Source organism: Pseudomonas sp. MOIL14HWK12:I1, from assembly GCF_000510705.1.
Taxonomy (GTDB): Bacteria; Pseudomonadota; Gammaproteobacteria; order Pseudomonadales; family Pseudomonadaceae; genus Chryseomonas; species Chryseomonas oryzihabitans.
This window is the reverse complement of record NZ_KI783307.1, coordinates 972927-991850: the sequence shown is the minus strand read 5'-3', so window position 1 is coordinate 991850 and position 18924 is coordinate 972927. Positions and strand designations below refer to the sequence as shown.

Sequence of the window (18924 nt, the reverse complement as noted above, 5' to 3'; positions counted from 1 at the left end):
CCATGACCTTCACCGATATCCTCGTTCCCACCTATACGAATCTGCTCGGCGCCCTGTCGGCCTGGCTCGGCAAGGCCGAGACCCAACGGCCGGACGGTGCCGCCGAGGCCTTGCTGGTCGCCCGCCTGGCGCCCGACATGTTCCCGCTCGCCACCCAGATCCGCTTCGCCTGCGTTCAGGCCCAGGAAGGGATGTTGCGACTGCACGATCAGGCCTTTCCGCCCGAATTGACGGACCTGCTCAACGAAGGCCGCAACGCCGCCGAACAACCGGGCACCCTCGCCCAGGCACAGACCCGCATCCGCGAAACCCTAGATCGGGTACAGGCCATCGCCGGCGAAGGATCGCCCATCAAGGAGGGCGCGCCTGTCGCTCACGAACTGCCCCAGGGCCTGGTGTTCGACTTCACCGCCGAACAGTACGTCCGCGACTGGGCGCTGCCGCAGTTCTACTTTCACGTGATGACCGCCTACGCCATCCTCCGGGCGCAAGGCGTGGAGCTGGGCAAGGCCGACTACGTCGCCCATGTACTGCCCTTCCTGAGGCCCGGCGCGTCCTCCTAGTTGCCAGGCGGTCAGCGCCCGGAGCCGAGTCTCCCGGATCCGAGAGGGGCTGCCAGAGCCCTGGTCGTCAGCCTTGGCGATCAGCTGACCGCCGGGTGTGGCATGAGCTTCAGGGCCGCGTACTGCAGCAGCATGATGGTCTTGCCGTCACGAATGGTCCCGGCATCGATCATCGCCAGCGCCTCGTCCAGGTCGACCTCGAGCACGGCGATGTCCTCACCTTCCGCGACATTGCCACCCCCGGCCGACTTGCGATCGCCCGGGGCGTACTCGCCGACGAAGAAATGCAGCCGCTCGGTCACCGAGCCGGGGCTCATGAAGGCATCGAACACCTGCCGCACCTCCCGCACCTGAAAGCCCGTCTCCTCCTCGACCTCGGCACGGATGCGCACCTCGGGCTCGGCCGCGTCCAGCAGGCCGGCGGGCGCTTCGATCAGCAGGTCGTCGTGCCCGTTCACGAAGGCCGGATAACGCAGCTGGCGCGTCAGCACCACGGTGCGCCGCCGGGGATCGTAGAGCAGGATGGTCGCGCCATTGCCGCGATCGTAGGTCTCTCGCGATTGCCGCTGCCAGGTGCCATCACTGCGCAGGAAGGCGAAGGTGGTCTTCTTCAGGACGAACCAGTCGTCAGACAACACCTCGACCTCTTCGACACGAATACGCGGGGCGATGCTCATGGGCGATCCTCTGGGTTGGCGAACGGTGTTTACCGCTCTGGGCCTTCGCGCTAGAATTCGTGCAGTTTCGTGCAACGTCAAGAATTTTCGTGCAGGAGTCTCCGATGCTGACCCGTGAACGCAAGGCGCTTATCCAGCAGGTGCTGCGCCAGGAAGGCCGACTGGTGGCCAAGGCCTTCAGCCAGCAGCTGGGGGTGTCGGAAGACACCATTCGACGCGATCTGCGGGAACTGGCGGCGGAAGGTGTGCTGCAACGCGTGCATGGCGGCGCCTTGCCGGCGTCGGCTGCCGTCGCGGACTACGCCAGGCGTGAAGAGACGTCCACGGCCAGCAAGGTGGCGCTCGGCCAGGCGGGCATCCGCCTGATCCAACCGGGACAGATCGTCTTTATCGATGGCGGCACGACCAATGTCCAGCTCGTCCGCCACCTGCCCAAGGAGCTTGAGATCACCGTGGTAACCCATAGCCCGAACATCGCGGTGGAGCTGGTCGAGCATCCGCTGATCGAGGTCGAGCTCATGGGTGGCCGCCTGTTCAAGCATTCCATCGTGACCCTGGGCGCGGCCTGTGCGGAGGCCATCGCCCGGGTGCGGGTCGACAGCTACTTCATGGGCGTGACCGGGCTGCATCCCGAGACGGGCGCCACCACCGGCAATGCCGAGGAAGCCGCGATCAAGCGCATCATCAGCCGCCAGGCGGCGGAGACCTTTGTGCTGGCGACGCGGGAAAAACTCGGCGCGGCCTCTCCCTACGGCATCATCCCGCTGGCCGATGTCAGCACCCTGGTAACGGACGCGGCGCCTGACGACGAGACGCTCGGGGCGCTGCGTTCGGCGCTTTCCGTGATCCACGCCTGACGCCCCTACCGTCCTGGCACGCCCTTCGCCTGATAAGCTGACCCGTAACGGCGTGTTTCGGTCCTTGAATGGATGGGGCCAAAGCCCGACGCCGCTTGCCAATCCCAGAGCCCCCTGCAGAAGAGTCCCGCGGATGACGCTTTCAACTGGAGTGAGACGCGCCGCGCTGGCGCTCCTCTGTCTGGCCGGTCCCTTGCCACTGGCCCAGGCTGCCCAGGCGCCCACCGTGGCGGTGGCCGTCTACCGCGGCCCTGCGGGGTGCGACGATTGCTCCGAAACGGTCCGGACGGCCATCGAACGGCTGGACCCGCGCTATCGCGTTGACTTCGTCGGCCCGGCGGAACGCATCGATATAACGCCCGCCAACCTGCGCCGCTACAGCCTCTATGTACAGCCGGGCGGCGGCCAGGACATTCCCGCAGCCCTGGCCAGCCTTGGGGATGCGCGCAGCGCCGCGCTGGGTGACTACGTTGCCCAGGGCGGACGCTATCTTGGGCTGTGCATGGGCGCCTACCTTGCCGATGCCGGAAACCTCAGGCTCATACCCGACGATCTCGATTCGGAGGTGGGACGCCCCGGCTTTCCAGTGACCACCATCGACGACGCCGCGGTCGCCGTACGCTGGGCAGGCCATGACGACCACGTTTTCTACCAGGATGGGCCCTATCTACCGTCCAGTCATGCGCCTGGCGTTCGGGTGCTGGCGACCTATGCCAACGGGGACATAGCCGCGGCCCGCTATCCCTTCGGCCGTGGCGTGGTGGCCCTGAGCGGACCGCATCCCGAGGCCGATGCGAGCTGGTTCGAACAGGCCGACATCCCACCGGCGAGCCGGCCTCGGACGTCTCTTTTCAAGAGCCTGGTGGACGAAACCCTGCGCTGAGGCCGTGCTCTGGCAGTGAGACGTGTTGGCAGGCAGACCGCGCAGGTCGACGCGATCGTCCGTCAGACTGGCGAGATCAGTTGGGCTATGTAGCGCCCAAGGGATGGACGCGGGCGAACATGACCTTACCACTCTTGCTGTGCCCTCCCACTAACTGCCGAAGGCTCAAACACCAACTTTTCCGGCCAGCGCCTAGATATAAAAAGAACAATGCAAACGCTTTAGCCATATCCATCAAAATAAAACTTCCAATTAAAACTTTGGCAGATAGACCAATCTGATTGAGAGAACTGCCCCAGGGTTTAACTCGCTGCACCTACTCACAACTTTACTCGCTGAACCCGCGCGCAGTTGAACCATGATCCCGCCCACCTTCCGCGGTTCATCCGTACCGTTGCAGGATCCAAGACTCGTCGCTACGCAGAACGCCGCTGAGGCGCGATGCACCAAATGCGCGATTTGGACTGTCGAAACTGCCTTTCAGCGCGCCGCCTGCTGTCCGCTTCGCTTCCCCCTGCGGGGTCGCGAGCGACTACCGGCGCATTGCCCGAACACAACGCTCTGGAACTTCGCCACACACTACCATTAGCGTGAAAACAATTATCGGAAGAATATCAACGCTAACTACAACAACTGTTTTTATTTATCGAAGTGGCGTTAGGCCACTATAAATTTAGTTAGGCCCGATCCGAAAGCCTGCCTATTGACGTCACTATTCCGTCGTCAGTCCTGGCTAGTCGCGAACACTAGCCTTCCTAAGCAGGAGCTTTCAGATGTTCAAGAATTTCCGGATCGGCACCCGTCTCATCGTGTCCTTTATCGCCGTGGCGTCCATCAGCCTGGTCGTGGGGTTGGCAGGTCTGAGCAACAGCAGCCAGATCAACGATCTGGCGACTCAGCTCTATCAGAACGAGTTGCTCGGGCTGTCCTATATCAAGGAGGCCAATCTGAATCTGGTCTTTATCGGCCGCGCGCGCAGCAACTACCTGCTGGCAACCTCCGAAGAGGATCGCAATCGGGCCAAGGCGGAGGTCAAGCTGGGCCTGGCCAACGTGCGGGACAATCTCGCCAAGGCCCGCCCCCTGTTCAGCAGCGAGGCGTCGGCCGCCAATTTCCGGCAGATCGACGAGTTGCTCGGCAGCTACACCTCTCAACTGGACCAGGCCATGGCGATCGCGGGCAAGCGGACGCTGCGGGACGCCGATCCCGAGCTGGACAACCAGCTGGTCAGTGTCCGCCGTTATGGCGACCAAGTGGGCGTGCTGATGACCGAACTGTCCAAGCGCAAGGAGCAGAACGCCAGCGACGCCAACGACCTCACCGACCAGATCTATGCCCGCAGCCGGGTCATGCTGATCGGCATCATCGCGGGGGGCGTGGCCTTTGGCATCCTGCTGGGCTTCCTCATGAGCCGCAGCATCACCCGGCCCCTGCGCGCCGCGGTCGAGATCGCCGATCGCCTGGCCGCTGGCGACCTCACCCAGCGCATCGACGCCGAGGGCCGTGACGAGACCGCCGCCCTGCTCCGCGCCATGGACGGCATGAACCAGCGCCTGTCGCAGATCATCAGCGATGTCCGCAGTGCCTCCGATGGGCTGGCTAGCGCGTCGGAAGAGATCTCTGCTACTGCCCAGAGCATCAGTCAGGCCAGCACCGAGCAGGCCGCCTCGGTCGAGGAGACCAGTGCCAGCGTCGAGCAGATGTCGGCCTCCATCGCCCAGAACACCGAGAACGCCAAGGTCACCGATGGCATGGCCGGCAAGGCCAATCGCGAGGCCAACGAAGGCGGCCAGGCCGTCAGAGACACCCTGGTGGCGATGAAGACCATCGCGGCCAAGATCAGCATCATCGACGACATCGCCTACCAGACCAACCTGCTGGCCCTCAACGCCGCCATCGAGGCGGCCCGTGCCGGCGAGCATGGCAAGGGCTTCGCCGTGGTGGCGTCCGAGGTGCGCAAGCTGGCGGAGCGCAGCCAGGTCGCCGCCCAGGAGATCAGCAACGTCGCCCAGGGCAGCGTGGCCCTGGCCGAGCGCGCCGGCTCGCTGCTGGACGAGATGGTGCCCTCCATCAGCAAGACCTCCGACCTGGTGCAGGAGATCACTGCCGCTTCGGAAGAACAGACCTCTGGCGTCGAGCAGATAAACAGCGCCATGCTGCAGCTGAGCCAGGTCACCCAGCAGAACGCCTCGGCCTCCGAGGAACTGGCCGCCACCGCCGAAGAGATGAGCAGCCAGGCCGAATTGCTCCAGCAACTGATGGAGTTCTTCACCCTGAACAGCACCCTGACTGGCCAAGACCTACCGCGCCCCGCTACCAAGCGCTCGGGACCGGGGCTGGCCAAGCGGGCGGCCGCTCTCGTCGACAACTCGCGGCATGCCAGCCAAGGCGGCATCCCCGTCGGCTATGCCCGTTTCGAAGAGCCGGCCTGAGACCGGTCCGGCAATACGGTCCCCTTCGGCAGAGGTGCTCACCCCCGGGTGAGCACCTCTGCCTGCAAGACACCGGATGGACGCTAGTCAGGATCCCTGGCCAGGCTGTCTGCTGGAAAGCCTCAGCGGCCCACGCCGAGAAAGGCTTTGAGCTCGAGCACGATAGCCGTGACCTCTTCCTTATCGGTGAAGCCGATCCGCGGCCAGTCATAGCGACTGTCACGCTCGGTGGGGTGGCCGCTGGCGACTTTCAACTGCCTGAAGAAGTGTCGGGTTTCGACGACCCCTCGGCCTGCGCGCCTGGCATGGGATTCGATCTCGAAGGCGATCTCGCCCAGATTGCCCTCGGCCAGACCCGCCACGGGCCGATACAGGAAGATCTGACCTCGCTCGGCCTTCACGCATCTGAAACCATGCCCGCTTTCCATCTCGTACAAGGCGCCATAGATGTCCGTCAGCAATCTTCTGGCCGTCTCGAACACATAGGTATTCATCTCTTCCGCCCCCAGTTTTCGGCACGAGATCACCGCAACAACTGCTTGAGCGCAGATGAATAGGAAACCCTAGCAGCCGCCCAGGAATTAACTCCTGCCGGAAACATCCCTTCACAGTTGCGGGATAGCGCTGAAGAGCAACGCCAGTTCGCGTTGGCCCTGATTACGGGATTCTCAGCGTCTCCTGAGCAAGGGAGCGGCTTTTCGAAAGACGCGTCGATGTGCTGCAGCAGCTCCAGGAGCCGGCGCACATACTCGACGGGTAGTGGCAGGTATTAATGACGAAACAGCACGGCGGAAGATCATCTCGGCGGGCCATCTGGCAGGCCCGCGCTGGCGGCAAGGGCCAGAGCTAGCCCTTGAAACCCTTGCCCACCAGATAGACCTCGCGCGAGCGGGGACGCGAGGCTTCGGGCTTGCGGATCGACACCTTCTCGAAGGAGGTGCGTACGTCTTTCAGAAAGACATCGGAGCCTTCGCCCTGGAACACCTTGACCACGTAGTTGCCACCTGGCTTGAGCACCTGGCGCACCATGTCGAGGGTCAGTTCCACCAGGTACATGGCGGCGGCCTGGTCGGCGGCCGCGACCCCGCTGATGTTGGGCGCGATGTCGGAGACGATCAGATCGGGCTGGCGGCCATCGAGCACGCCGAGGATCTTCTGGAAGACGGCATCGTCGGTGAAGTCGCCCTGGACGAAGTCGACGTTGTCGAGGGCTCCCATCGGCAGGATGTCGGTGGCCACCACGCGGCCCTTGTCGCCAACGATGCCGCCGGCCACCTGCGACCAGCCACCGGGCGCTGAGCCCAGGTCCATGACCAGCATGCCCGGACGGATCAGCTTGTCCTTCTCGTTGAGCTCGATCAGCTTGTAGCTGGAGCGCGAGCGCAGGCCGTCTTTCTGAGCGCGTTTGACGTAGGGATCGTTGACGTGTTCATCCAGCCAGCGACGGCTGCTTTTGGATCTTTTCATGTTGGAGCTACCACGGGAAAGCGGGTGAGGAGCGGACGCGCGCCAGGTCGGGCCGGCCGCAAAGTGGCGGCGATTATAAGCCGATAACGCCCGGGGACGAATCGGGGATCGCCCGAGCGACCGCCAGGCCGCCCAGTGGAGCGCCCATCGTCCCGGCCTGACAGCGCTGGAGCCGCCGGGTACAATCGCCGCCCTACCCCCCTCGTCCCTTCCTTTGCCGGAGTCACCGGCCAGGATTATTGTCATGATTCGCATCAACGAACTGTCTCTGCCGCTTGACCACACCCCCGCCGAGCTGCGCCAGGCCATCCTGGAACGCCTGAAGCTGAGCGACGCCGACCTCCTCGATTTCACCGTGTTCAAGCGCAGCTACGATGCGCGCAAGAAGAACAGCGTCATCCTGTTCATCTACATCATCGACCTGGAAGTGCGCGACGAGGCGGCGGTGCTGGCGCGCTTCGCCAATGACCTGCACGTGCGTCCGGCGCCGGACACCGGCTACTACCCGGTCGGCCAGGCGCCGGCCAACCTGACCGAGCGCCCGCTGGTGGTGGGGTTCGGTCCCTGCGGCCTGTTCGCCGCCCTGCTGCTGGCCCAGATGGGCTTCAAGCCCATCGTGCTCGAGCGCGGCAAGGACGTGCGCAGCCGCACCAAGGACACCTGGGCGCTGTGGCGCAAGAAGGTGCTGAGCCCCGAATCCAACGTGCAATTCGGTGAAGGCGGTGCGGGACTGTTTTCCGACGGCAAGCTCTACAGCCAGATCAAGGATCCGAAGTTCTACGCCCGCAAGGTGATGCACGAATTCGTCCGCGCCGGCGCGCCGGAAGAGATCCTCTACGTCAGCAAGCCGCACATCGGCACCTTCCGCCTGACCGGCGTGGTCGCCGCCATGCGCGAAGAGATCATCGCCCTCGGCGGCGAAGTCCGCTTCGAGAGCAAGGTGACCGACCTGGTGATCAACGACGGCCAGCTCGAAGGCGTGGTGCTCGCCAGTGGCGAGACCCTGCATAGCCGCCATGTGGTGCTCGCCCTGGGTCACAGCTCGCGCGACACCTTCCGCATGCTGCACCGCCAGGGCGTGTACATCGAGGCCAAGCCCTTCGCCGTCGGCTTCCGCATCGAACACCCCCAGGGCATGATCGACCAGGCCCGCCTGGGCAAGTACGCCGGCCACCCGGAACTCGGCGCCGCCGACTACAAGCTGGTCCATCACGCCAGGAACGGCCGCGCCGTCTACAGCTTCTGCATGTGCCCAGGCGGCACCGTGGTGGCCGCCACCTCCGAGCCGGGCCGCGTGGTCACCAACGGCATGAGCCAGTACTCGCGCAACGAGCGCAATGCCAACTCCGGCATCGTGGTGGGCATCAATCCCGAGCAGGACTTCCCCGGCGATCCGCTGGCCGGCGTCGAGTTGCAGGAGCGCCTGGAATCGCGCGCCTACGAACTGGGCGGCAGCGACTATTGCGCGCCCGGCCAATTGGTCGGCGACTTCATTCGCGGCGTGCCCTCCACCGAATTCGGTGAAGTCGAGCCCTCCTACAAGCCCGGCGTGCGCCTGGGCGATCTGGCGCCGTCGCTGCCCGCCTATGCCATCGAGGCCATCCGCGAAGCCCTGCCCGCCTTCGGCAAGCAGATCCGCGGCTTCGACCGCCATGACGCCATCCTGACCGGCATCGAGACCCGCACCTCCTCGCCGGTACGTATTACACGCGACAACGACAGCCTGCAGAGCCTGAACCTGCGCGGCCTGTATCCGGCCGGGGAAGGCGCCGGCTACGCGGGCGGCATCCTCTCTGCCGGCGTGGACGGCATCAAGGTCGCCGAGGCCCTGGCCAAGGCGATGCTCGCGGAAGGCGACGCCCAGGACGCGCCGCTGGTTCGGGCCGCGGGTTGATGAAGCTCGACGACATCAAGAAGCTCCACCAGAAGAAGTACCGCGCCGAATTCGGCCACTTCCTGGTGGAGGGCGAGCACCTGGCGCTGGAACTGCAAAAGGCCGCGCTGCAGCACCCCCCGCTGCAGCGCGCTGAACTCTATGTGACGGGCGCCTACGAACACTGGCAGAGTCCGTTCCGGACGCACCTGATCAGCGACCGCCAGATGGCGCAGCTCGCCGACACCAAGACCCCGCAGGGCATCCTTGCAGTGGTGCCCATGCCCCGGGAGCCCGTGGCAGCAGCGGTCGAGGGCGAGCGCGCCGTCTATCTGCACGAGATCCAGGATCCCGGTAACCTGGGCACCATTCTGCGTACCCTGGCCTGGTTCGGGCGCTTCCGCTGCCTGCTCAGCCCGGGCAGCGTCGATCCCTACAACCCCAAGGTGGTCCGCGCCAGCATGGGCGCCATCTTCCACACCCCGCTGGAACTCGACGTCGAACTCGCCGGCCTGCAGCAGCGCTTCCCCCGCCTCGCCTGCCTGGACATGCAGGGCACGCCGGTGCAGTCCGCTGATTTCGCAGCCTTCGACTGCTACCTGTTCGGCAACGAAGCCCGCGGCGTTCCGCGCGAGCAGCTGGCGGCGCTGAACGCCCAGCCCTTCACCATCGGCGGTTCGGGCGCCATCGAGTCCCTGAATCTGGCGGCCACGGTGAACATGTGCGCCTATGAGTTGAGTCGCTAGCGCTGACGCACGCCGCGTGGTGGCCGCTCCAGAGGGTGGCGAGGCTCCTCCCAGGCGAGGGAGAGTCCGTCCCGCCCGCGCCCATGACTCACCAAGCCTCTTGCCGGGAATTCACTGGCAGTCCCTGAAGCACCACGCCCGTCCGCTGCGCTGGTAAGAGCGGCGAACCCAGATGACGGGCGCTAGAGGTCCTCGTCCTGCCCTTCTCCCTTTCGCGACTGGTCGTAGACCCGTTGCGCCTCTTCCATGGCGGCACCATGGGCCAGGGCCCAGCCATAGAGCGCGGCGAAGGGTTCGCGCAGCGAGCTGCCAAGCGGGGTGATGGTGTATTCGACGCCGATCGGCTGTGTCGGCAGTACCTTGCGACTGATCAGGCCGTTGCGCTCGAGCCGCTTCAGGGCCTCGGAAAGGGATTTGTGGGTGATGCCGTGGAGGCGGCGCTTGAGATCGTTGAAGCGCGCCGGCTGCGTGCACAGGACGCTCAGGATCAGCACGGCCCACTTGTTGCCGATGTGTTCGAGGATGGGACGCGTCGCGCTGACGTCGAGCGGGAGTTCGAGCTCGTTGCTGGACATGGGTATCCGCCTGGATATCTAGGCACCCTCAGGTGCGTTCTTGCGATCAGATATACGAATGATACCGTGCTCCTGGACAGCCACAGCAACCGGGTGAGGATCCATGAGCATACTTTCAGCAAAAGTCGCCGTCGTGATCGGTGGTCATGGCGGGATCGGTGGGGCCATCGCGGAACGCTTCGCGACCGAGGGCGCAACGGTGTACGCCAGCAGTCGACGCACCCAGGCCCGCGACGTCGAACGCGGCGCGGGCAGGTTGCTGGAGCGCAGCCTCGATGCGTCCGATGTGACGGCCCTTGCCGCCTTCTTCGACCGCGTGCGGCGCGAAGCCGGGCGGGTGGATGTGCTGGTGGTGAACGCCGGCCTCTCGGAGTTCGCACCGCTCGAGACCCTCACCGCAGAGCACTTCGACCGAACCTTCGCGCTCAACGTACGCGCCCTGCTCTTCGCCACCCAGGTGGCGACGGCGATCATGCCCGCTGGCGGCACCGTCGTATTGATCGGCTCCATCGCCGCCGCGATCGGCACCCCGGGCTATGGCGTCTATGGGGCGAGCAAGGCGGCGGTACGCGCCTTCGCGCGGACCTGGGCCAATGAACTGGCGCCCCGCAACATCCGCGTCAACGTCGTCGCGCCGGGGCCCACGGACACCGCCATGATGGCGGCGACCTCGGCGGAGGTGAGAGAGCAGCTTAACAGACTGATCCCGCTCGGCCGGATGGCACGCGTCGAGGAAGTGGCCGCGGCCGCGCTCTTTCTCGCCAGCGACCAGAGCAGCTTCATCACCGGCGCCGAGTTGCCGGTCGACGGTGGCATGGCGCAGGTCTGACAAGCGTCTCGCGCCTGGATGTTCAGGACGCGCTCCACGGATCGAGCGCGTCCGGGTTCGGGTTCGGGTTCGGGTTCGGGTTCGGGTTCGGGTTCGGGTGAGGAGGCGCGAACCTTGGCGAGCTATCTCGCTCGCGAACGTCCGGAGCTTATCGCCAACATCAGGGGTCCACTTTCCAAGTCTCGCCTTCAGGAATGCGCCCCCATGATCACTCTCAACAGCTACACCACGGTCAAGCGTCGCGAACGCGTGCCCCATGACCTGTTCGCGCAATACTGGCGTGATGTCCACGGTCCCCTGTGCGCCCGTCTGCCGGGGCTCGGTCATTACGTGCAATACCACTTCGACCGAGAGCAGGACGCCCATCTGTGGCCGCTGGCCGAGGGCATCCGCGAGATTCCCGACTACGAACTGGATGGAATGGTCGAGATCGGCTTCGCTGACGAGGCGCATCAGCGTACCTTCCAGGCCGCCAGCCCCGTGCTGTTCAGCGACGAGCAGAACATGTTCGCCGAGACGCTTGCCTATGATCTGCCCTATGGCTCGCATGCCTTCAAGAACACGCTGGCGGACGAGCAGCACAACGGTCCCGACCAGCTGGATCGCCTGCAGCTCCATCTGCATCCCCGCGACAGCCTCGAGGACCTGAACACTTATCTGCTGAGCCACCTGGGCCCCTGGCTGGCCACCCAGGCGGCCGTCCTGAAAGTGCGCGTCCACCCGTGCGTGCCCTTCGTCAACGACGGTCAGCATCCGCCGTCGCCCGACGTGGCGCACCGGGCCGATGCCATCCGCGCGGCGCTGTCGATGGTGGAGATCGTCTTCGCCTCGCCACTGGAACGCCGCCGCTTCTTCGCCAGCGAGACCTTCCGCAGCACCCTGCCCGAACAGGCGCGGCACGTCGCCTGTATCAAGGCCTTCGCCGTGTCCGGGGTTTACACCTACGTCCATGCCGGCCAGCTCACCACCGCCGGCCTGCGCGGCAGTCGCGCGGCCGAACTGATCGAGCGCCTCGGGGCGGTCAACCAGACGCAGGACGAAGTCGTGCATCTGCTTCGTCACGGCGCGTTACCGGAAAACGATGCGCCCTCCTCGGCATCGACCCCACGCCAGGACTGAAGGCCATCGGTCCTACTTCCGGCCGGCTTGGTTTTTCACCCCATGGTCGACGACGACGCCGTGCCGGCCGCTAGGGCCGAACGAGGAGACCTTCGTCCGGCCAACGTCCGCCAGCCCGGCTGCTCGGGCTGGCCATTGCAAACAGCAAAACGAAATGACATTCTAAAAAGCCAGCTCATAGCTGGTTGTTACCCCGCAACTTGAAACGGCCGGCCTGATGACGGGTTCTGCGCACTGCCCGCCCTGTATGGCATGAGCGCCAGGGGTAGCCGCTCTTGTCTCAAGCATCGCCGTGCTGGTTGTCGCGGTGCCGCACTTGACCTGCCGGACCGGCCGCTGCCTGCCGAGTCAATCTGGAGACAGCCTTCTTGGCGAAACCTGCACAGCCCTCCCGTTGGCCCACCGCTGTACGGGCGCTCGCCCATCGTGACTTCCAAATCTATTTTGCCTGCCAGGGCGTGTCGACGCTGGGCAAATGGGTGCAACAGGTCGCGCTGTCGTGGATGGCCTATCACGTTACCGCTTCCGCCACCCTGCTGGGCGTCATCACCTTTCTGACGCTCGCCCCGCAATTGCTGGTAGGTCCGATCGCCGGCGCCTGGATCGACCGCCACGACAAACGCCGTTGCCTGATCGCGGCGCAGTCGCTGCTGGCCATCCAATCGCTGTTGCTCGCGCTCTTGAGCTGGCAAGGCTGGATCGACGCGCCGATCCTGATCGCCATGGCTCTATTCCTGGGCTTGCTGAATGCCCTGGAAACACCGCTCAGACAGGCACTCATCGGTAGCTTCGTGGCCGACGCCAGCGATTTGCCCAACGCCCTCGCCCTCAATGCCATGCTGATCAACGCCGCGCGCTTCATCGGCCCGCCGTTGGCCGGCGCCCTGATCGCCGCCAGTAGCGAAGCGCTGTGCTTCCTGATCACTGCGATCGCCTTTGCCACCTTGCTGCTGGGCCTGACGAAGGTTCAGGGCAGCGCGACCGCCAAAGCCAGCGGTTCGACCAGTCAGATGTTTCGTGAAGGCCTGGACTACGTCTGGACTACCTTCTCGGTCCGGCGCCTGATGCTGGGTGTGGTCGCCGTCAACCTGCTGGCCTCCAACTACAGCGTCTTGCTGCCGGTACTGGCCAAGACGCTCTACCTCGGCGATGCCCGGATGCTGGGGTGGCTATGGGGAGCCGCCGGTGCGGGTGCCTTCGTCGCCACGATCATGCTCGCCCTCGCCGGCGCCTTGCACCGCCTGAGGCGCGTGATCTTCATCGCCGAGTTGTGCTGCGCCCTGGCCCTGTGCCTGCTGGCGTTCCAGCTGCCGCTTCCCTTCGCGCTACTGTTGCTGGCCCTGCTGGGCTTCGGCATCACCGCCAACAACGTCAGCACCAACATGCTGTTGCAGGGCGATGCCCCGGCAGCGCTGCGTGGCCGCGTGATCGCCCTGTACATCGCCATGCGCTTCGGCTTCGAGGCGGTGGGTGGCCTGCTCGCCGGCTTGCTCGCCAGCGCCCTAGGCGCCCCCCTCACGCTCGGCATCGCCGGTCTGCTGTTGCTGACGTTCCGTGCAGTGGAAAGCCATCTCAATGCCAAAAAGGAATGAAGTGCCGATTCGCAGGTAAGGCTTACCACGATCAACACCCCTCTGAGCGCTGAATCGAATTAGCGAGAAAGTGGTAGTCGCGTGCCAGAAGGGCGTCAGGATAGGCAGCCCCCCACCTCTCGATGGAGGCAGCCATCGCCATCTGCGTTCGATACTTGCACAGTGTTCGCCGCCAAAAACGGTGATGCGATCCTCTACCTCAGCGTTATCCGAGTCCTACAGTCGCCTGGCTGTTCCTGCTGATGAATCGTACGGGACTGACCTTCGGTGAGTACCAGAAGGAATTCTTCAAGAGATCGCTACCAATGTTCAGCCTGTTCATCGTCATCGTCATCGCCATCGCCATCGCCATCGCCATCGTGACCGGTGAACTGCCCATCTGCTGACGCCCTGATGCCAGTCGGCTGTTAGCTGGGATGGCAAGCGGCGACGTCCCCCGGGTGGTCTTGGGCCAGACGTAGAAGCGCACGCAGCCGAATGCCGAGCGAGCGATGCCGGCATTCGGCGCAGCCATGCGTAGTCGCGAGAAATGCAGCCTTTTGACGGTCCTTATCAACGTTCGCCTGGGCCGGGCTTAGGCGCTGACGTCCACGACGACTCTCCCGCGGACCTGTCCATTCAGCAGCTGGGCAGCGGGACCGGACATTTACGTAGGGTCCGGCAGCACGAGGAAGATCTGGCTATCCGTTGCATCGATCCGCTCAGCGTGGAAGGCGGAGTATCGGGGCAGACGCTGAGTGACATCCCCAACGCGCCGCTCCGGTGCAACCGGGCTCCATCCTGGCGCAGCGTCTCGTGAGTAGCCGGACAAAGGTTCGCCCAGACGCGAACCAATGCTGCGGGCCCGGACCGAGACCGGAATCCAGGCATCGCCCCAGAGCCTCGCGCTGAAAGGTCCAGCGAACCAATTTCAAATGGCATCGGCCTTGCACCCGCCTCAGGTATTCGCATCTCCCCTGCGATCGCGTTGTTAGCGCGTTTTGCAGCGGGAGACGGCCCAGACCTAAGAGGCAAAGGTTCGATGCAGATCCACACCGACGACAGTGCCCGCCTGGCCCTGGATGCCTTGCGCAACCTGGTGGCCCAGCAGAGCAACCTCCCCGACAAACCCCTGCCGCCGGAGCGCGAGCTGGCCAGTGAATTCGGCGTCAGCCGGCGTTCCATCCGCCGTGCCCTGGCGGTGCTCGAAGCCGAGGGCCAGGTCTGGCGCCGCCAGGGCAAGGGCACCTACGTCGGCCCCACGCCGCCGAGCGCAGCCCTCACCCTGACCCAGCTGTCGGCGCGCACCAATTTCAGCGAGGTGATGGAGGCACGGCTGCACCTGGAGCCGAATCTCGCCGCCCTGGCCGCCCAGCGCGCCAGTGGCGAGCAGCGCGCCCTGATCCGCCGCATGGCCGAGCGCACCGCCTTCGAACGCCTGGGCAGCAGTGAGGACGCCGATGCCATCGAGCTGTGGGACAGCGCCTTCCACCGCAGCATCGCCGAGGCCGCCGGCAACCGCCTGTTGCTGGACCTGTTTGAGATGCTCGACGCCATCCGCCTGGACCCGATCTGGCGCGACCTGCGCCACCGGGCGCGCAATGCCCAGCGCCTGCTGGCCTACCACGATGACCACCAGGCCCTGGTGGAAGCCCTCGATGCCCGCGATCCGGTCCGCGCCGCGGCGGTGATGCGCGCCCATCTGCGCGCCCTGCAGCTGGCACTGGACAGCGTGCTGCAACAGACCCTGGAGCAGGCCCTATGAGTGCCCCGGTATTGGTGGTGGACGACCTCAGCGTACGCTTCGCTGGAGCGCCGGCCGCGGTGGTGGAAGGCCTGAGCTTTACCGTGCAGCCGGGCCGCACCCTGGCCCTGGTGGGCGAATCCGGCTGTGGCAAGAGCGTGACCTCCATGGCGCTGATGGGGCTGTTGCCGGCCAGCGCCCAGGTCCGCGCTCATCAAGCCAGCTTCATGGGTGAGGACCTGCTGGGCATGGCCGAGGCGCGCCGCCGCGACCTGCGCGGCGATCGCCTGGCCATGGTGTTCCAGGAGCCGATGACCTCGCTGAATCCGGCCTTCACCGTCGGCGAACAATTGATGGAAACCGTGCTGCGCCATCGTGATGGCAGTCAGTCGGCTGCCCGGCAGCGCGCCCTGGAGATGTTGGAGAAGGTGCGGGTGCCAGCCGCGGCCCAGCGGCTGGCGGCCTATCCCCACGAACTCTCCGGCGGCATGCGCCAGCGGGTGATGATCGCCATGGCGCTGGCCAACGACCCGGCGCTGATCATCGCCGACGAGCCCACCACGGCGCTGGACGTGACCATCCAGGCGCAGATCCTCGAACTCATCGCCAGTCTGCAGGCCGAGACCGGCAGCGCCATGATCCTCATCACTCACGACCTCGGCGTGGTCGCCGAGGTCGCCGACGAGATGGCAGTGATGTACGCCGGCCGGGTGGTGGAATCCGGCCCGGTCGCCCAGCTGTTCGACGATCCGCAGCATCCCTACACCCTCGGCCTGATGGGCTCCATGCCCTCGCTGGGACCGCGCACGGGGCGCCTGGCGACCATCGCCGGCCGGGTGCCGACGCCCGCCGAGATGCCCGCCGGCTGTCGCTTCGCCAGTCGCTGCCCCTTCGTCCTCGACGCCTGCCGCCAGGCGCCGCCACCGCTCGTGGCACTCGCCTCGGGCCAGCAGGTGGCCTGTATCCGCGCGCCCCTAGAACAGCACCTGGAGACCCCTGCATGACCGCCGTGGAACGCCCCATCCTCGAAGCCATCGGCCTGACCAAGCACTTCGGTGGCCAGGCCGGTTTCCTGCAACGCCCACGACCGCCGGTGCAGGCGGTGAGCGATGTCTCCTTCGCGGTGCGCCGCGGCGAGACCCTGGCGCTGGTGGGCGAGTCCGGCTCGGGCAAGTCGACCCTCGGCCGCCTGTTGCTCAACCTGCTCGCCCCTACCGCAGGCGATGTCATATACGAAGGCCGCAACCTGGGCAATCTCAGCCCGGCGGCGCTGCGCCAGGTCCGCCAGGAATTGCAGATCATCTTCCAGGACCCCTTCGCTTCGCTGAATCCGCGCATGAGCGTGGCCGACATCGTTGGCGAGCCGCTGTGGCTGCACAGGCCGCTGGATCGCCGCCAGCGCGGGGAGCGGGTGGCCGAACTGTTGCGCACCGTGGGCCTGGCGCCGGAACTGGCGGGGCGCTATCCCCATGAATTCTCCGGCGGCCAGCGCCAGCGCATCGGCATCGCCCGCGCCCTGGCTGCCGAACCGCGGCTGCTGCTCGGCGACGAGCCGGTCTCGGCGCTGGACGTCTCGGTGCAGGCCCAGGTGGTGAATCTGCTGGAAGACCTCAAGGCGCGCTTCGGCCTGACCCTGATCATCGTCGCCCATGGCCTCGGCGTGATCCGCCACATGAGCGACCGGGTGGCGGTCATGTACCTCGGCGAGATCGTCGAACTGGCGCCGGTGGAGGCGCTGTTCGAGACACCCCTGCATCCCTACACCCAGGCGCTGCTCGCTGCGGTGCCGGTCAACCATCCGCGGGCGCGGCGGCCACGCACCCTGCTCGGCGGCGACCTGCCCAGCCCCACGGCGCCGCCCAGCGGTTGTCGCTTCCACACCCGCTGCCCCCACGCCCGGCCGCTGTGCCGCGAGGCCAAGCCGCTGCTGGAATCCGCCGCCGGCGAAGGCCGTGTGGCCTGCCACTTCTGGCGCGAGATCGCCGGCGCGGGCGCCTCACCGCCGCCGCTGATCGCCACCAGCGCCGCCTTCACGCGCCGCCTGGCCCTGTTCAACCGTCATCAATCCCTTCTGGAGCCCACCCCATGAAAGCCTCCGCCTGGCTCACCGCCACCCTTCTGCTCCTGGCCGGCGGCTCCGCCCTGGCCGAGACCACCCTGCGCATCGGCATCCAGGACGATCCCGACGTGCTCGATCCGCACCGCTCGCGGACCTATTCGGGGCGGCTGGTCTACACCGCCCTGTGCGACAAGCTGGTAGACGTCTCGCCACAGCTGGAGCTGGTGCCCCAGCTGTCCACCGCCTGGCAGTGGAGCGACGACAACCGCAGCCTGACGCTGCAATTGCGCCAGGGCGTGACCTTCCATGACGGCGAGACCTTCGACGCCGCCGCGGTGAAATTCAACCTGGACCGCGCCCGCAGCCTGCCCGACTCGCTGCGCAAGAGCGAACTGGCTTCGGTGGATACCGTCGAGGTGGTCGATCCCCAGACCGTGCGCATCCGCCTCAAGCAACCCGACGCCACCCTGCTCGCCCAGCTCTCCGACCGCGCCGGCATGATGCTGGCGCCCAAGGCGTCCACCGGCGACGTGGGTAGCAAGCCGGTCTGTTCCGGCCCCTATCGCTTCGTGCAGCGGGTGCAGCAGGACCGCATCGTGCTGGAGCGCTTCCCCCAGTACTGGAACGCCAGCGCCTACCACTTCGACCGGCTGATCTTCCTGCCCATCCCGGACACCTCGGTGCGCCTGGCCAACCTGCGCTCCGGCGACCTGGACATCGTCGAGCGGGTCGCGCCCACCGACGTCAAGGGCCTGCAGGGCCAGGCCGGCTTCACCCTCTACAACACCCCGGGCCTGGGCTACATGCAGCTGATGGTGAACATGGCCAACGGCGACCGGGCGAAGAATCCCTTCGCCGGCGACAAGCGCGTGCGTCAGGCCTTCGACCTGGCGCTGGATCGCGAGGCGCTCAACCAGGTGGTGTTCGAAGGCCTCTATGCGCCCAGCGTGCAGCCCTTCCCGCAGAGCAGCCCCTACTACGACAAGGCCTTCGCCGTGCCGGCCCGCGACGTGGCGCGCAGCCAGGCGCTGCTCAAGGCCGCCGGCGTCAGCCTGCCGGTCAAGGTGGAGCTGAAGATCGCCAACAATCCCATCGCCCAGCAGGTAGGCCAGCTGATCCAGGCCATGGCCGCCGAGGCCGGCTTCGAGGTCAACCTGGTCGCCACCGAATACGCCACCCTGCTGGCCGAACAGCACGCCGGCAACTTCCAGCTCGGCCTGAGCGCCTGGTCCGGCCGCCCCGATCCGGATGGCAACGTGCATCAATTCGTCACCTGCAAGGGCAACCAGAACGACGGCCGCTACTGCAACGCCGCGCTGGATCAACTGCTCGACCAGGCCCGCACCATCAATGACCAGGCCCAGCGTCAGGCGCTCTATGCCCAGGCCCTGACCCTGCTGCGCGAGGAGCTGCCGGTGTTCTATCTCTATTTCGATCCGCGCATCATCGCCACCCGCGCCGATCTCAAGGGCTTCGTCCCCAATCCCGACGGCCTGATTCGCCTGGCCGGCGTCACCCGCGGGCAATAG

Annotated in this window: 18 protein-coding genes; 14 read left to right on the top strand and 4 right to left on the bottom strand. The window is 65.9% G+C overall.

From position 1 onward, the window contains the following. Positions 1-2: 2 nt before the first annotated feature. Positions 3-563: a DUF1993 family protein gene (locus PSEK12I1_RS0114600; RefSeq protein ID WP_027601999.1), complete on the top strand. Its 561-nt coding sequence runs from the start codon at positions 3-5 to the stop codon at positions 561-563. Between the two features lie 80 nt (positions 564-643). Here PSEK12I1_RS0114600 and PSEK12I1_RS0114595 read toward each other — a convergent pair whose 3' ends face one another. After that, positions 644-1240, bottom strand: coding sequence for an NUDIX domain-containing protein (locus PSEK12I1_RS0114595; RefSeq protein ID WP_027601998.1), 597 nt, complete (start codon positions 1238-1240; stop codon positions 644-646). A 104-nt stretch (positions 1241-1344) separates the two neighbouring features. Here PSEK12I1_RS0114595 and PSEK12I1_RS0114590 point away from each other — a divergent pair, with 104 nt between their 5' ends. The 3 genes from PSEK12I1_RS0114590 (at position 1345) to PSEK12I1_RS0114580 (ending at position 5412) form a co-directional block, all read left to right on the top strand. Continuing rightward, positions 1345-2097, top strand: a complete 753-nt coding sequence (locus PSEK12I1_RS0114590; protein WP_027599719.1) for a DeoR/GlpR family DNA-binding transcription regulator — start codon at positions 1345-1347, stop codon at positions 2095-2097. Positions 2098-2230: 133 nt separating this feature from the next. Then, complete coding sequence (locus PSEK12I1_RS0114585) at positions 2231-2980, top strand: BPL-N domain-containing protein (RefSeq protein WP_081737494.1); 750 nt, start codon at positions 2231-2233, stop codon at positions 2978-2980. A gap of 773 nt (positions 2981-3753) precedes the next feature. Next, a complete protein-coding gene (locus tag PSEK12I1_RS0114580) occupies positions 3754-5412 on the top strand; it encodes a methyl-accepting chemotaxis protein (protein WP_027601996.1) in 1659 nt (552 codons plus the stop codon). Positions 5413-5534: 122 nt separating this feature from the next. Here the strand turns inward: PSEK12I1_RS0114580 and PSEK12I1_RS0114575 are convergent, their stop codons facing one another. Both PSEK12I1_RS0114575 and rlmE read right to left on the bottom strand, forming a co-directional pair. Beyond that, the gene (locus PSEK12I1_RS0114575; RefSeq protein ID WP_027599722.1) at positions 5535-5906 is read right to left on the bottom strand and encodes a hypothetical protein; all 372 of its coding nucleotides are present in this window, start codon (positions 5904-5906) and stop codon (positions 5535-5537) included. Between the two features lie 352 nt (positions 5907-6258). After that, positions 6259-6879, bottom strand: coding sequence for a 23S rRNA (uridine(2552)-2'-O)-methyltransferase RlmE (rlmE, locus tag PSEK12I1_RS0114570; RefSeq protein ID WP_007158737.1), 621 nt, complete (start codon positions 6877-6879; stop codon positions 6259-6261). Between the two features lie 244 nt (positions 6880-7123). On the opposite strand from rlmE, the gene PSEK12I1_RS0114565 reads away from it, so the two are divergent. After that, the gene (locus PSEK12I1_RS0114565; protein ID WP_027601995.1) at positions 7124-8773 is read left to right on the top strand and encodes an NAD(P)/FAD-dependent oxidoreductase; all 1650 of its coding nucleotides are present in this window, start codon (positions 7124-7126) and stop codon (positions 8771-8773) included. Beyond that, positions 8773-9498 (top strand): RNA methyltransferase, encoded by a 726-nt coding sequence (locus PSEK12I1_RS0114560; RefSeq protein WP_027601994.1) that lies wholly within the window; start codon positions 8773-8775, stop codon positions 9496-9498. Before PSEK12I1_RS0114565 ends, PSEK12I1_RS0114560 begins: the two co-directional genes overlap by 1 nt. A 182-nt stretch (positions 9499-9680) precedes the next feature. Here the strand turns inward: PSEK12I1_RS0114560 and PSEK12I1_RS0114555 are convergent, their stop codons facing one another. Further along, entirely contained in the window at positions 9681-10073 is a 393-nt protein-coding gene (locus tag PSEK12I1_RS0114555; protein ID WP_051399120.1) for a helix-turn-helix domain-containing protein, read from the bottom strand. A gap of 103 nt (positions 10074-10176) precedes the next feature. On the opposite strand from PSEK12I1_RS0114555, the gene PSEK12I1_RS0114550 reads away from it, so the two are divergent. The 8 genes from PSEK12I1_RS0114550 (at position 10177) to PSEK12I1_RS0114515 (ending at position 18924) form a co-directional block, all read left to right on the top strand. Beyond that, positions 10177-10902, top strand: coding sequence for an SDR family NAD(P)-dependent oxidoreductase (locus PSEK12I1_RS0114550; RefSeq protein ID WP_027601992.1), 726 nt, complete (start codon positions 10177-10179; stop codon positions 10900-10902). A gap of 204 nt (positions 10903-11106) precedes the next feature. Continuing rightward, positions 11107-12021, top strand: a complete 915-nt coding sequence (locus PSEK12I1_RS23830; RefSeq protein WP_051399119.1) for an EthD domain-containing protein — start codon at positions 11107-11109, stop codon at positions 12019-12021. A gap of 368 nt (positions 12022-12389) precedes the next feature. After that, positions 12390-13613 (top strand): MFS transporter, encoded by a 1224-nt coding sequence (locus tag PSEK12I1_RS0114540; protein ID WP_027601991.1) that lies wholly within the window; start codon positions 12390-12392, stop codon positions 13611-13613. A 242-nt stretch (positions 13614-13855) separates the two neighbouring features. Next, positions 13856-13999: a hypothetical protein gene (locus PSEK12I1_RS24415; protein WP_177323757.1), complete on the top strand. Its 144-nt coding sequence runs from the start codon at positions 13856-13858 to the stop codon at positions 13997-13999. A 635-nt stretch (positions 14000-14634) separates the two neighbouring features. Continuing rightward, positions 14635-15357 (top strand): FadR/GntR family transcriptional regulator, encoded by a 723-nt coding sequence (locus PSEK12I1_RS0114530; protein ID WP_027599731.1) that lies wholly within the window; start codon positions 14635-14637, stop codon positions 15355-15357. Further along, on the top strand, positions 15354-16340 hold the full coding sequence (locus PSEK12I1_RS0114525) for an ABC transporter ATP-binding protein (RefSeq protein ID WP_027601990.1): 987 nt from the start codon (positions 15354-15356) through the stop codon (positions 16338-16340). The genes PSEK12I1_RS0114530 and PSEK12I1_RS0114525 overlap by 4 nt, the downstream gene beginning before the upstream one ends. Continuing rightward, the gene (locus PSEK12I1_RS0114520) at positions 16337-17425 is read left to right on the top strand and encodes an ABC transporter ATP-binding protein (RefSeq protein ID WP_027601989.1); all 1089 of its coding nucleotides are present in this window, start codon (positions 16337-16339) and stop codon (positions 17423-17425) included. The genes PSEK12I1_RS0114525 and PSEK12I1_RS0114520 overlap by 4 nt, the downstream gene beginning before the upstream one ends. Beyond that, the gene (locus tag PSEK12I1_RS0114515) at positions 17422-18924 is read left to right on the top strand and encodes an ABC transporter substrate-binding protein (protein ID WP_027601988.1); all 1503 of its coding nucleotides are present in this window, start codon (positions 17422-17424) and stop codon (positions 18922-18924) included. The genes PSEK12I1_RS0114520 and PSEK12I1_RS0114515 overlap by 4 nt, the downstream gene beginning before the upstream one ends.